This is a genomic window from Enterobacter sp. C3_dUdeg, from assembly GCF_057536195.1.
Genome location: NZ_BAAKFX010000001.1, coordinates 110,275 through 124,762, shown reverse-complemented (window position 1 = coordinate 124,762; position 14,488 = coordinate 110,275). Strand labels below are relative to the sequence as shown.

Below are 14,488 nucleotides of genomic sequence, written 5' to 3'. Positions count from 1 at the left end.
GGGTGAGTTGTGAGAATCCGGGAAGCACAAAAAAGGGGCCATCAGGCCCCTTACGTCACACGGTGAAGCGATTAGAACTGGTAAACCAGGCCCAGCGCGACGATATCGTCAGTACCGATACCCGCCTGACGGGTGAATTCATTTTCATCAACCAGGTTGATTTTGTAATCCACGTAGGTAGACATGTTTTTGTTGAAGTAGTAAGTCGCACCAACATCAACATATTTCAGCAGATCCTGATCGCCGTAACCTTCGATGTCTTTCCCTTTAGACTGCAGGTAAGCCACGGATGGACGCAGGCCGAAGTCGAACTGGTACTGAGCAACCACTTCGAAGTTCTGCGCTTTGTTAGCGAAGCCGTAAGCGGTAGTCGGGCTGTCGCCGTTAGAGGTACCGAAACGGGTTGCGTTGTAGGTCTGGGAGTACTGCGCTGCCAGATAGATGTTGTTGGCATCGTATTTCAGGCCGCCAGAATAGACTTCTGCGTTATCGCCATGACCGTAAACGCTTGCGCCGTTCTGATCGGCGGTACGTTTGGAGGAGGACATTGCGCCACCCACGCTGAAACCTTCACCCAGGTTATAGGTCACGGATGCACCGTAGCCGTCGCCGTTCTGTTTCAACAGGCTACGGCCACCTACGTTTTCACCGCTTACGCTGCCGTTTTTACCCTGATACTGCAGGGCAAAGTTCAGACCATCCACCAGACCGAAGAAGTCCTGGTTACGGTAGGTCGCTACGCCGTTAGCACGGGACTGCAGGAAGTTGTCTGCGCCGTAGGTATCGCCGCCAAATTCTGGCAGAACGTCAGTCCAGGAGGTTACGTCGTAGATTACGCCGTAGTTACGACCGTAATCGAAAGAACCCGCGTCACCGAATTTCAGACCCGCGAACGCCACACGCGTCCAGGCATCGTTTTCGCTTTCGGAGGTGTTGCCCTGGATCTGGTATTCCCACTGGCCGTAACCGGTCAGCTGATCGTTAACCTGAGTTTCGCCTTTGAAGCCAAGACGCATGTAGGTCTGGTCGCCGTCGGCACCCTTGTCGTCAGAGAAATAGTGCAGACCATCGACTTTGCCGTACAGATCTAATTTGTTGCCATCTTTGTTATAAATTTCGGCCGCATTTGCTGCGCCTGCCACCAGGAGTGCTGGTACCAGGAGGGACAGTACTTTAACTTTCATTTTATTAACCCTCTGTTATATGCCTTATAATTGCCACTGCTTACTGGTTAACCCTCATTAACCAGTCGGCAATTTCATTCTCCTCAAAATTACAGAATAATCCAATGCGAATATGATACGAAAACTTTGAAGATGTTTCATTTATCTATCAACATGTTTCAAAATGTAAATATCAAGGAACTTTTACAAAGCACAAATAGCTTAGAAAATTAGCACTTATAATCAAACGAAAAAATCACCCCATAAACATCAGTAAGTTACAATAAAATCCGTTACAGCACTGAATGACAAAACAAGATCGCAGCTAATCTCTAAAATAACTCTCGCTATCATCATTAACTTTATTTATTACCGTCATTCAGTTTTGAATGTCTGTTTATCCCTAATTGAACCGGATGCTTCGCATTCGGTTTTTTTTTACCTTTCTTTACGTAACTTCTCTTTTTTTGTGCTACCGCACCGTAATTGTAACGACTATTAACTAAATTCTCGTCGGGTATTCTCCGAAGCCCATAAATTGGTGCAAAACTTAATTTCTTGTTAATTCGTGCTATTTATTGACGGCGTGGGTCGATTATTTGTACGCGCATGGCGAGTTTGTACATGTTTTCTGCACTCCCCGCCGCCGATATTGCCCGGAGAAAAAGTCGCCTCTTCCCGGACAGTCGCGCTGGAAATTCAGTTATTACCCTTTATACTGCCCTATCGCCACAGAGCACGACCATAACGGGTTAAAGATATCAATGAGTCAGACTGAAACTACCGCCCCGAGCAAATTCTCCCTCCTCCCCGGGAGCATCACCCGTTTCTTTCTTCTTTTGATCGTTGTGCTGTTAGTCACCATGGGGGTGATGGTACAAAGCGCGGTTAACGCCTGGCTGAAGGATAAGAGCTATCAGGTCGTTGATATCACTCATGCCGTGCACAAGCGCATAGACACCTGGCGCTACGCCACCTGGCAGATTTACGACAATATCGCGGCTGCCCCGACCTCCTCATCCGGGGATGGACTTCAGGAGACGCGGCTTAAGCAGGATGTCTATTATCTCGAAAAACCGCAGCGTAAGACCGAGGCTCTTATTTTCGGTTCTCACGACAGCGCGACGCTTGAGATGACGCAGCGTATTTCGACCTATCTGGATACCCTCTGGGGTGCCGAAACGGTACCGTGGTCGATGTATTATCTGAACGGTCAGGATAACAGCATGATCCTGATCTCAACGCTGCCGTTAAAAGATCTCTCGTCCGGCTTTAAAGAGACAACCGTGGGCAGCATCGTCGATTCCCGCCGGGCAGAGATGCTGCAGCAGGCGAACGCCCTTGATGAACGTGAGAGTTTCTCTTCCCTGCGTCGTCTGGCCTGGCAAAACGGCCATTATTTTACCCTGCGTACCACGTTCAACCAGCCCGGACATCTGGCGACGGTAGTGGCCTTCGATTTACCGATTAATGACTTAATTCCGCCGGACATGCCGCTCGACAGCTTCCGCCTGGAGCCAGACAGCAGCACCCAGAACATGCGTGTGGCGTCCGACAAAGAGGCCGCAGAGAGCGTATCGATCTCCTTTAACGGCTCGAAAATCGAAATTGCCTCATCGCTGAACTCGACCGGTATGCGCCTGGTGTGGCAGGTGCCGTTTGGCACGCTGTTGCTCGACACCCTGCAAAATATCCTGCTGCCCCTGCTGCTGAATATCGGTCTGCTGGCTCTGGCCCTGTTTGGCTACAGCACCTTCCGTTTCCAGACGGGTCGTCAGAGCGACGCCTCTGCGGTTCCGGCCGGCACCAGCAATGAGCTGCGCGTATTACGTGCACTGAATGAAGAGATTGTTTCCGTGCTGCCGCTTGGGGTCCTGGTTCATGACCAGGAGGCGAATCGTACGGTGATGAGCAATAAAATTGCCGACCATCTGCTGCCGCACCTTAACCTGCAGAACATCACCACCATGGCGGATCAACACCAGGGGGTGATTCAGGCCACCATCAACAATGAACTGTACGAGATCCGTCAGTTCCGCAGCCAGGTGGCTCCCCGCACGCAAATCTTCATTATTCGCGACCAGGATCGCGAAGTGCTGGTCAATAAAAAGCTCAAGCAGGCGCAAAGGCTGTATGAGAAAAACCAGCAGGGGCGCGCCGCATTTATGCAGAACATTGGCGATGCCTTCAAGCAGCCGTTAAAAACGCTGGCGACCCAGGCGGCGGCGTTAAACATCTCTGAAAGCCACCAGCTTGCCTGCCAGGCCGATTCGCTGGTCAGAATGGTTGATGAGATCCAGCTGGCGAACATGCTGGAGAATGATTTCTGGAAGGGAACGCCAGCCCTCTTCTCCATTCAGGATCTGATCGATGAAGTGGTGCCTGAAGTACTGCCCGTCATCAAGCGCAAAGGGCTGCAGCTGCTGATCAATAACAATCTCCCTGCGAATGACGAACGCCACGGCGATCGCGAAGCGCTGCGCCGCATTCTGCTGATGATTATTCAGTACGCCGTGACCACCACGCAGATCGGCAAAATCACCCTTGAAGTCAGCACCGAGGAGTCGGCAGAAGACCGTCTGACGTTCCGCATCCTGGACACCGGGGAAGGCGTCACAACGAGTGAAATTGATAATCTGCACTTCCCGTTCCTGAATGACACGCAGAGCGATCGCTACGGCAAGGCCAATGCCCTGACCTTCTGGCTGTGCGATCAGCTGGCGCGTAAGCTCGGCGGCCACCTGAATATCAAAGCTCGTGAATCCCTCGGCACCCGCTATTCTCTGCACGTGAAAATGGCGGCCAATCCGCAGGAAGAAGATGAGGAACGTCTGCTGGATGATGTCGTGGTGATGGTCGACGTGACCTCGAACGAGATCCGCAATATTGTCGTTCGTCAGTTAGAAAACTGGGGAGCGGCCTGCATCACGCCGGATGAAAGACTTGCAAGTCAAGAATTTGATCTGTTTTTAACTGATAATCCGTCTAATCTTACTGCCTCCGGCTTGCTTTTAAGCGATGATGAGTCAGGCGTGCGGAAAATCGGCCCTGGCCAGCTGCGCGTCAACTTTAATATAAGCAATGCGATGCAGGAAGCTGTACTACAACTAATAGAAGAGCAGCTGGCGCAGGAAGAGATAACGGAGTCACCGTTAGGCGGCAATGAAAATGCCGAGCTTCACGCCAGCGGATACTATTCACTCTTTGTTGATACAGTACCAGATGATGTTAAGCGGTTGTATACTGAGTCCGCTGCGAATGATTTTGCAGCGCTGGCACAGACAGCACACCGGCTTAAAGGGGTGTTTGCCATGCTTAATCTGGTTCCCGGCAAGCAGTTATGTGAAACGCTGGAACATCTAATTCGTGAGAAAGATGCCTCTGGCATTGAAAAATATATCAGCGACATTGACGCCTACGTCAAAAGCTTGCTGTAGCAAGGTAGCCTTATACATGAACAATATGAACGTAATTATTGCCGATGACCATCCGATTGTACTGTTCGGTATTCGCAAATCACTTGAACAGATCGAGTGGGTGAATGTAGTCGGTGAATTTGAAGACTCTACAGCACTGATCAATAACCTCCCAAAGCTTGATGCGCACGTGCTCATTACCGATCTCTCCATGCCTGGAGACAAATACGGTGATGGGATCACGCTCATCAAATACATTAAGCGTCACTTCCCGGATATCTCGATCATTGTTCTGACCATGAACAACAACCCGGCGATCCTGAGCGCGGTGTTGGATCTGGACATCGAAGGGATTGTGCTGAAACAGGGCGCCCCGACCGATCTGCCAAAAGCGCTCGCTGCGCTGCAGAAAGGTAAGAAGTTCACGCCTGAGAGCGTCTCTCGTCTGCTGGAAAAAATCAGCGCGGGTGGCTACGGTGACAAACGCCTGTCCCCGAAAGAGAGTGAAGTTCTGCGCCTGTTCGCAGAAGGTTTCCTTGTAACCGAGATTGCCAAGAAGCTGAACCGCAGCATTAAAACCATCAGCAGCCAGAAGAAATCAGCGATGATGAAGCTGGGCGTGGACAACGATATTGCTCTGCTGAACTATCTCTCCTCCGTTACGCTGAGCGCAACGGACAAGGATTGATCCCGGACGGGTGTGCGGCCTGAGGCCTTCACCCCGTCCCTCTCCCGCGGGGAGAGGGTGAAAAAACGAAAAGGCCCTTACGGGCCTTTTTTATATTCTGGTTTTTCTCACGCGATCCGCGTAAATCGACAATGTCTGCTTCAGCACGTCCAGCGTCACCGGTTTCGACAGACAGCTGTCCATGCCTGACTCCAGACAACGCTGTTTCTCTTCCGCCAGCGCGTTCGCCGTTACGCCCACTACCGGCAGCGTCAGGCCAAGCTGTCGGATGCGCTGCGTCAGACGGTAGCCGTCCATGTTTGGCATGTTGACGTCGCTAAGCACGATATCAATATGATTTTTACTCAGCACATTCAGCGCATCCACGCCGTCATTGGCGGTTTTGCACTGGTAGCCCAGCGATCCAAGCTGGTCAGCCAGCAGGCGACGGTTAATCGGATGGTCATCCACCACCAGAATCATCATATCGTCATTCACCGACGCCAGAGACTCCGGTGACGGCAATCCGCCCGCGCCGTCGCGCTCTTCCAGCTCCACTTTGTAGATGCGCGCCAGCAGGCTCAACAGCTCGTGCGGCGTTGCAACACTGTGTACCCATTCCCCGGGCACACGCTCGACAGGAATGCCTATGTGGCGACGGCAGAAGAGCACTGCCCCTCTCCCCTGCCACGGCTGCTCCGGCATCTCGTCGGCAATCAGCACATCGTCCACATCCGGTGTTTGACCTTCATAGAGACACACCCTCACGCCGCTGTGGGCAAGCAGCGCCGTCAGGTAGTCATTCAGCGAGGCGTTATGCACCGCCAGCCAGCAGCGCTTGTCGCTCAGCCCGTCCACCGTCGCTTTTGCCGGATACTGCGCCGAATAGAGCGGAATACGGATGGTGAACTGGCTGCCCATGCCGGGCTCGGTATCCACAGAGATATCGCCGTCCATCATGCTGACGAGCTTCTCACAAATCGCCAGCCCCAGTCCGGTGCCCTGGAAGTTACGCTGCACGCCGGTCCCGACCTGGAAGAACGGGTCGAACAGGCGGACCACTTCCTTCGCCGGGATGCCGACGCCCGTGTCGCGCACGCGAATGCTCAGGTAATCCCCCGCCCGGCAGACGTGCAACACGATACAGCCAACGTCGGTGAATTTGATGGCGTTGCTGAGCAGGTTAGAAATGACCTGCTGCAGGCGCATCGGATCGCCGTGCAGCGTCAGCGGCACGTCAGGTTCAATAAAGCAGTAGAGCCCCAGCTGTTTACGCACCACCAGCGGCAGATAGTTGGCGCTGATGTGGTTCATCACCTCGCGCGGCGAGAACTCCCGCGGTTCGATTTTCAGCTGCTCAGACTCAATTTTAGAGAAGTCGAGAATATCGCTGATGATTTTCAGCAGCAGGCTGGAGGAGTTGTTCATTGCCGTCACCAGCCTGTCGACCCCTTTCGGCAACTCTTTGGTCTGCAGCAGGTCGAGGTTACCGATGATCCCGTACAGCGGCGTTCGCAGCTCGTGGCTGACGGTGGCAAGGAACATGGATTTCGACTGGCTGGCCTGCTCCGCGGCCTGCGCCATCTCCTGCAACGACTCTTCCATCTTCACGCGCGCGGAGACATCCACCAGCACGCAAATCGCCACGTTTTCATTGCGATAGCGGGAATGCACAAAGCTGATCTGCAGGTTGGTGTGCGTGCTGGTGAGCACGTCGACAAAGTTAACCTGCTGACCGCAGATAATTTGCGTCAGCCTCTGGCGGTCCTCGTGCGTCAGCATGTTCAGGTAGTTATGCGCCAGCTCGTTACTCAGGATGTTGGTTCCGTCCTGGGTACGCAGAATGCAGATCCCCACCGGCGCCGACGCGACAATCTTCCGGTTAAACTGTTCGTGTTCCTCCAGCCGCTGGGCGTCGCTTTCGGCCGGAATAAAGATTTTCCGCTCATACATGCGCGCCAGGGTAAACAGCGCCCCGCCCGCGATCAGGTTCAGCAGAATCGCATTCATGATGAGAATACGTATCCGCTCAAGCACCATATCCACCGGCAGCGAATAGACAATACTCAGCGACGAAGGCGGCAGGCTCTTCTTCAGCACCAGCTCGCGGAAGCCAGAGGTATAGCCAAACCACGACCGCTCCTGCATCCAGTGAGGTTCAACGTTTAACCGGTTATCCGGCCCGGCGAGTGAGATCAGCTGATGACCGTTTTCATCCAGAATGGTCACCCCCATAGGCAGGCTGCCCGGAGTGAAAAAGTTTTCCATACGAATGGTCTGCTCAATCCCCAACAGCGCCTGCAGGCGATTGCCCAGATACACCGGCGTCAGGGCATAGAAATAGCCCACGCCCGGTCGCGGGCCCTGGCTAACCCAGAAGATGTTATTCCCGCGCTCGTCCTGCGGCGCATTGCGGTATTTCACAATACGTTCATGCAGGCTTTTCAGCGCATCGTCACGCTCAACGGGCACGTCGCGCAGGCCAAAGTCAGCCATGCAGAGATTTTCACTGCCAATCAGGAATACGCGGTTCAGGTCATAGGCGGCGGAGAAATTGTCGCGCCAGTAGCGCATAAACCAGGCAAGGGATTCCAGCGACCCGCGCCAGGTATTGCTCATGGTGGAGCAATCGGAATCCGGGAACAGCGGCTGGAAGTCCGGGACTTCGGTTTTGTCGTTACGCCCGCGAAGCGCAAGAATGCCGTTTTCCGCCGTCAGACGATTTTCGGCAATATACTTCAGCTCCTTCATCACGTCAGACGTTCGCTGAATGTAGCGCTGGGCCTGGTCGGAGCTTAAGTTAAACTCCTGGCGGATCTCCGCTTCTTTCTGGTGTAGCGCGTTAACGATGTAAAACACCGAGAACAAGGCCACCAGCAGCCAAAGCAAGAGCGCCAGCGCCCGAAACAGATAGCGAGAAACTTTCAGCGTAGTACGAAAGGAGACGAGGTATTTCAAGGGGGCGAGGCTCCGCCGTCGGGGTCAAAAGAATGTGGTTAAGGTAGCGGTAAACGCGCCAGGTCGCAACGTTGACTTATCTGCTTGTGCAAAAGAAAAGGGCCGGAATCCGGCCCTTTTTTGCATCAGGAGACATTACTCGTCAGCGTCATCCGCTACGTCATCGTCGGTGTCGGCTTCCGGCGCGATATCATCATCGCCTTCCGCAACGCTACCGTCGATGGAATCGAGCTCTTCGTCATCCACCGGCTCAGCAACGCGCTGCAGACCCACCACGTTTTCATCTTCCGCTGTACGGATGAGGATCACGCCCTGGGTGTTACGCCCCACCACGCTGATCTCAGACACGCGGGTACGCACCAGCGTACCGGCATCGGTGATCATCATGATCTGATCGGCATCGTCTACCTGCACCGCGCCCACAACGGAACCGTTGCGCTCGGTCACTTTGATAGAGATAACGCCCTGCGTGCCGCGAGACTTGGTTGGGTATTCCCCTTCCGCCGTACGTTTACCGTAACCATTCTGCGTCACGGTCAGGATAGCCCCTTCACCGCGCGGAATAATCAGAGAAACAACGCTGTCTTCGCCAGCCAGTTTGATACCACGAACGCCCGTAGCGGTACGACCCATTGCACGAACGGCGTTCTCTTTAAAGCGCACCACTTTACCGGCCGCAGAGAACAGCATCACTTCATCAGAACCGGAGGTCAGATCCACACCGATCAGCTCGTCGCCTTCGTTCAGGTTCACCGCGATGATCCCGGCGGAACGTGGGCGGCTGAACTCGGTCAGCGCGGTTTTCTTCACGGTACCGCTGGCGGTCGCCATAAAGACGTTCACGCCCTCTTCGTACTCGCGTACCGGCAGGATGGCGGTGATACGTTCATTCGCTTCCAGCGGCAGCAGGTTAACGATTGGACGGCCACGCGCGCCACGGCTCGCTTCCGGCAGCTGATAGACTTTCATCCAGTACAGACGACCGCGGCTGGAGAAGCAGAGGATCGTGTCATGGGTGTTCGCCACCAGCAGGCGGTCAATAAAGTCTTCTTCTTTAATGCGTGCCGCAGATTTACCTTTACCGCCACGACGCTGTGCTTCGTAGTCGGTCAGCGGCTGATACTTCACATAGCCCTGGTGAGACAGGGTGACCACCACGTCTTCGCGGTTGATCAGATCTTCAATGTTGATATCAGAGCTGTTCGCGGTGATTTCGGTGCGGCGCGCATCGCCGAACTGATCGCGGACCAGCTCCAGCTCTTCACGGATCACTTCCATCAGACGCTCTGCGCTGCCCAGGATATGCAGCAGTTCAGCAATCTGTTCCAGCAGCTCTTTGTATTCGTCGAGCAGTTTCTCGTGCTCAAGGCCGGTCAGTTTCTGCAGACGCAGATCCAGAATCGCCTGAGCCTGCTGTTCAGTCAGGTAATACTGACCGTCACGCACGCCGAACTCAGGTTCCAGCCACTCAGGACGGGCTGCGTCATCGCCCGCACGTTCCAGCATCGCGGCGACGTTACCCAAATCCCACGGACGGGAAATCAGGGCGGCTTTCGCCTCCGCCGGGGTTGGCGCACGACGGATCAGTTCGATGATCGGGTCGATGTTGGCCAGCGCAACCGCCAGCGCTTCAAGGATGTGCGCACGGTCACGCGCTTTGCGCAGTTCGAAGATGGTACGACGGGTCACCACCTCACGGCGGTGACGCACGAACGCGCTCAGGATCTCTTTCAGGTTCATGATCTTCGGCTGACCATGGTGCAGCGCAACCATGTTGATACCGAAGGAAACCTGAAGCTGAGTCTGGGAGTACAGGTTGTTCAGCACAACCTCACCCACCGCGTCGCGTTTGATTTCAATCACGATGCGCATACCGTCTTTGTCAGACTCGTCACGCAGCGCGCTGATGCCTTCAACGCGTTTTTCTTTTACCAGCTCGGCGATTTTTTCAATCAGACGCGCTTTGTTCACCTGATACGGGATCTCGTGAACAATGATGGTTTCACGGCCGGTTTTAGCGTCCGCTTCCACTTCGGCGCGGGCACGGATGTAAATCTTGCCGCGGCCGGTGCGGTACGCTTCTTCAATACCGCGACGACCGTTGATAATCGCCGCCGTTGGGAAGTCCGGACCCGGGATGTGTTCCATCAGCCCTTCAATGCTGATGTCTTCATCGTCGATATAGGCCAGGCAGCCATTGATCACTTCGGTGATATTGTGCGGCGGAATGTTGGTTGCCATACCGACCGCGATACCGGACGAACCGTTAACCAGCAGGTTCGGGATCTTGGTTGGCATCACATCTGGGATGCGCTCGGTGCCGTCGTAGTTATCGACGAAATCAACGGTCTCTTTTTCCAGGTCGGCCATCAGCTCATGAGCGATTTTCGACATACGGATTTCCGTATAACGCATCGCCGCAGCGGAGTCGCCGTCGACTGAACCAAAGTTACCCTGACCATCTACCAGCATGTAACGCAAGGAGAATGGCTGCGCCATACGAACGATGGTGTCATAAACGGCGGTATCACCATGCGGGTGATATTTACCGATGACGTCACCGACGACGCGGGCAGATTTTTTATAGGCTTTATTCCAGTCATTGCCCAATACGTTCATGGCGTATAGTACGCGACGGTGTACCGGCTTAAGGCCATCGCGGACGTCCGGCAGCGCACGGCCAACAATGACCGACATCGCATAGTCCAGATAGGAGCTCTTCAGCTCTTCCTCGATGTTAACCGGTGTAATTTCTCTCGCAAGGTCGCTCATCTAACCGCTATCCCTCTACTGTATCCCGGATTCAAAGGTCGCAAATTATAACACAGCCGAGGTGATTGAGGTAAACCTATACGCTTTATTCACGGGGATTGCCTGATATACTCCTTTGTCTTGCTAAATAAGGAGTAAAAGCGCCCATGAATGCCGAAAAATCCCCGGTGGCTCACAACGTTGACCACGAAGAGATTGCCAAATTTGAAGCGGTGGCGTCCCGCTGGTGGGATCTCGAAGGTGAGTTCAAACCGCTGCATCGCATTAACCCGCTGCGTCTGGGCTATATCGCGGAGCGTTCCGGCGGTCTGTTCGGTAAGAAAGTGCTCGACGTCGGCTGCGGCGGCGGCATCCTGGCTGAGAGCATGGCGCGCGAAGGGGCGAATGTTACGGGCCTGGATATGGGCTTTGAACCGCTCCAGGTGGCCCGCCTTCACGCGCTGGAGTCCGGCATACAAGTGGAATATGTGCAGGAAACCGTGGAAGAGCACGCGGCAAAACACGCCCATCAGTACGATGTGGTGACCTGCATGGAGATGCTGGAGCACGTTCCCGATCCGCAGTCGGTGGTGCACGCCTGTGCAAAACTGGTGAAACCGGGCGGCCAGGTCTTCTTCTCAACCATCAACCGTAACGGTAAAGCCTGGCTGATGGCCGTTGTCGGCGCGGAGTATGTGCTGCGCATGGTGCCGAAAGGGACGCACGACGTGAAGAAATTCATCAAGCCTGCGGAACTGTTAGGCTGGGTTGACCAGACGTGGCTCAAAGAGCAGCACATCACCGGCCTGCACTACAATCCGCTGACCGATAAATTCAAGCTCGCACCGGGCGTAGATGTTAACTATATGTTGCATACCACCGCCAAAAACGACTAACGTCATTCGTTATTCTTATAAAGATTGCGCGACATCATGTTGCGCAATTCTGACCTCCCGTTGAAGAAATCAGCACTCGATCAAATTTTGAATTTTTTTTCTTAATTATTGACATGTCTTCCAGGCCTTACGGTACGAGGACTTAGCCTTTTTTACCCTTTCACAACCTCAATTTAACGCCAAAATCAACCCTTGTGCTGAAAAGATTCGATACTAGAATACTCACCATATAGCGTTTTTCTTATCGCAAACCCCCTACATGTAGTATTTATCCACAGAGTTAGTCACAAGACGGATCTGTGGATAAACGGGGGATATTTTTTATTTCACGGACAGGTAAAACCCACATGAATCAGAGTCTGCTGGTGACAAAGCGCGACGGTACTACCGAGCGTATCAATCTGGACAAAATCCATCGAGTTCTCGACTGGGCAGCAGAAGGACTGAACAACGTATCTATCTCCCAGGTTGAACTGCGTTCCCACATTCAGTTCTACGACGGCATCAAAACGTCTGATATCCACGAAACAATCATTAAAGCAGCGGCAGACCTCATCTCCCGCGAAGCACCGGATTATCAGTACCTCGCTGCACGTCTGGCGATTTTCCACCTGCGTAAAAAAGCCTACGGCCAGTTTGAGCCGCCGAAGCTTTACGATCACGTAGTGAAAATGGTTGAGCTGGGCAAATACGACACGCATCTGCTGGAAGACTATACGGAAGAAGAGTTCGAGCAGATGAACGGGTTTATCGATCACTGGCGCGACATGAACTTCTCCTACGCGGCGGTGAAGCAGCTCGAAGGCAAATACCTGGTTCAGAACCGCGTAACCGGTGAGATCTACGAAAGCGCCCAGTTCCTCTATATTCTGGTGGCCGCCTGCCTGTTCTCTAACTACCCGCGTGACACCCGTCTGGAATACGTGAAGCGTTTCTACGATGCGGTATCCACGTTCAAGATTTCTCTGCCGACGCCAATCATGTCTGGCGTGCGTACCCCAACCCGTCAGTTCAGCTCCTGCGTACTGATCGAGTGTGGTGACAGCCTGGATTCCATCAACGCCACCTCCAGCGCGATCGTGAAATACGTCTCCCAGCGTGCCGGTATCGGCATCAACGCCGGTCGCATCCGTGCGCTGGGCAGCCCGATTCGCGGCGGTGAAGCGTTCCACACCGGCTGTATCCCGTTCTATAAACACTTCCAGACGGCAGTAAAATCCTGCTCTCAGGGCGGCGTGCGCGGCGGTGCTGCGACCCTGTTCTACCCGATGTGGCACCTGGAAGTGGAAAGCCTGCTGGTTCTGAAAAACAACCGCGGCGTGGAAGGCAACCGCGTGCGCCATATGGACTACGGCGTGCAGATCAACAAGCTGATGTACACCCGTCTGCTGAAAGGCGAAGACATCACCCTGTTCAGCCCGTCCGACGTTCCGGGCCTGTATGACGCGTTCTTTGCCGATCAGGACGAGTTCGAGCGTCTGTACACCAAATACGAAAAAGACGACAGCATCCGCAAGCAGCGCGTGAAGGCGGTAGACCTGTTCTCCCTGATGATGCAGGAACGTGCCTCTACCGGCCGTATCTACATCCAGAACGTGGACCACTGCAACACCCACAGCCCGTTTGATCCAGTAGTTGCGCCAGTGCGCCAGTCTAACCTGTGCCTGGAGATCGCCCTGCCGACCAAACCGCTGGAAGACGTGAACGACGAAAACGGTGAAATCGCGCTGTGTACGCTTTCCGCGTTCAACCTGGGCGCAATTAAGAGCCTGGACGAGCTGGAAGAGCTGGCGGTGCTGGCGGTTCGCGCGCTCGACGCCCTGCTGGACTACCAGGATTACCCAATCCCGGCCGCTAAACGCGGTGCAATGGGCCGCCGTACCCTGGGTATCGGCGTGATCAACTTCGCCTACTGGCTGGCGAAAAACGGCAAGCGTTACTCCGACGGCAGCGCTAACAACCTGACGCACCAGACGTTCGAAGCGATTCAGTACTACCTGATGAAAGCCTCTAACGAGCTGGCGAAAGAGCAAGGCGCGTGCCCGTGGTTCAACGAAACCACCTACGCGAAAGGCATTCTGCCAATCGACACCTACAAGAAAGACCTGGATGCGATCGTCAGCGAGCCGCTGCACCTCGACTGGGAAGGCCTGCGCGAGTCCATCAAGACCCACGGCCTGCGTAACTCCACGCTCTCTGCCCTGATGCCGTCCGAGACCTCTTCGCAGATCTCTAACGCCACCAACGGTATTGAACCGCCGCGCGGCCACGTCAGCATCAAAGCGTCGAAAGACGGCGTGCTGCGTCAGGTGGTGCCGGATTACGAAACGCTGGGCAATAACTACGAGCTGTTGTGGGAAATGCCAAACAACGACGGCTACCTGCAGCTGGTGGGTATCATGCAGAAGTTTATCGACCAGTCGATCTCTGCCAATACCAACTATGACCCGACGCGCTTCCCGTCCGGCAAGGTACCGATGCAGCAGCTGCTGAAAGACCTGCTCACAGCCTACAAATTTGGCGTGAAAACGCTGTACTATCACAACACCCGTGACGGTGCGGAAGACGCGCAGGACGACATGGTACCGTCAATTCAGGACGATGGCTGCGAAAGCGGCGCATGTAAGATCTAATGAA

General features: G+C 54.3%; 7 protein-coding genes. 4 read left to right on the top strand and 3 right to left on the bottom strand.

The window, feature by feature from the left end; genetic code table 11:
* Positions 1–71: 71 nt before the first annotated feature.
* Positions 72–1,184 (bottom strand): porin OmpC, encoded by a 1,113-nt coding sequence (locus AC27FC_RS00555; protein WP_033146057.1) that lies wholly within the window; start codon positions 1,182–1,184, stop codon positions 72–74.
* 743 nt (positions 1,185–1,927) lie between these two features.
* On the opposite strand from AC27FC_RS00555, the gene rcsD reads away from it, so the two are divergent.
* A complete protein-coding gene (gene rcsD, locus AC27FC_RS00550; RefSeq protein ID WP_196354929.1) occupies positions 1,928–4,600 on the top strand; it encodes a phosphotransferase RcsD in 2,673 nt (890 codons plus the stop codon).
* A gap of 16 nt (positions 4,601–4,616) precedes the next feature.
* Positions 4,617–5,267 carry a response regulator transcription factor RcsB gene (gene rcsB / locus AC27FC_RS00545; RefSeq protein WP_003859405.1) on the top strand — a complete coding sequence of 217 codons (651 nt, stop codon included), beginning with the start codon at positions 4,617–4,619 and terminating at the stop codon, positions 5,265–5,267.
* Between the two features lie 90 nt (positions 5,268–5,357).
* On the opposite strand, the gene rcsC is transcribed toward rcsB, so the two are convergent.
* Together rcsC and gyrA are read right to left on the bottom strand one after the other, a co-directional pair.
* Positions 5,358–8,204 carry a two-component system sensor histidine kinase RcsC gene (gene rcsC / locus AC27FC_RS00540; protein ID WP_196354930.1) on the bottom strand — a complete coding sequence of 949 codons (2,847 nt, stop codon included), beginning with the start codon at positions 8,202–8,204 and terminating at the stop codon, positions 5,358–5,360.
* 135 nt (positions 8,205–8,339) lie between these two features.
* Positions 8,340–10,976 carry a DNA topoisomerase (ATP-hydrolyzing) subunit A gene (gene gyrA, locus AC27FC_RS00535; RefSeq protein ID WP_039263204.1) on the bottom strand — a complete coding sequence of 879 codons (2,637 nt, stop codon included), beginning with the start codon at positions 10,974–10,976 and terminating at the stop codon, positions 8,340–8,342.
* A 146-nt stretch (positions 10,977–11,122) separates the two neighbouring features.
* On the opposite strand from gyrA, the gene ubiG reads away from it, so the two are divergent.
* Together ubiG and nrdA are read left to right on the top strand one after the other, a co-directional pair.
* Positions 11,123–11,851, top strand: coding sequence for a bifunctional 2-polyprenyl-6-hydroxyphenol methylase/3-demethylubiquinol 3-O-methyltransferase UbiG (ubiG, locus tag AC27FC_RS00530; protein WP_029740919.1), 729 nt, complete (start codon positions 11,123–11,125; stop codon positions 11,849–11,851).
* A gap of 347 nt (positions 11,852–12,198) precedes the next feature.
* The gene (gene nrdA / locus AC27FC_RS00525; RefSeq protein ID WP_023312513.1) at positions 12,199–14,484 is read left to right on the top strand and encodes a class 1a ribonucleoside-diphosphate reductase subunit alpha; all 2,286 of its coding nucleotides are present in this window, start codon (positions 12,199–12,201) and stop codon (positions 14,482–14,484) included.
* Positions 14,485–14,488: the final 4 nt, after the last annotated feature.

Bases quoted from the DNA above. Each gene is read 5' to 3' on its own strand.
- AC27FC_RS00555 (WP_033146057.1), bottom strand. From the start codon at position 1,184: ATGAAAGTTAAAGTACTGTCCCTCCTGGTACCAGCACTCCTGGTGGCA.
- rcsD (WP_196354929.1), top strand. From the start codon at position 1,928: ATGAGTCAGACTGAAACTACCGCCCCGAGCAAATTCTCCCTCCTCCCC.
- rcsB (WP_003859405.1), top strand. From the start codon at position 4,617: ATGAACAATATGAACGTAATTATTGCCGATGACCATCCGATTGTACTG.
- gyrA (WP_039263204.1), bottom strand. From the start codon at position 10,976: ATGAGCGACCTTGCGAGAGAAATTACACCGGTTAACATCGAGGAAGAG.
- ubiG (WP_029740919.1), top strand. From the start codon at position 11,123: ATGAATGCCGAAAAATCCCCGGTGGCTCACAACGTTGACCACGAAGAG.
- nrdA (WP_023312513.1), top strand. From the start codon at position 12,199: ATGAATCAGAGTCTGCTGGTGACAAAGCGCGACGGTACTACCGAGCGT.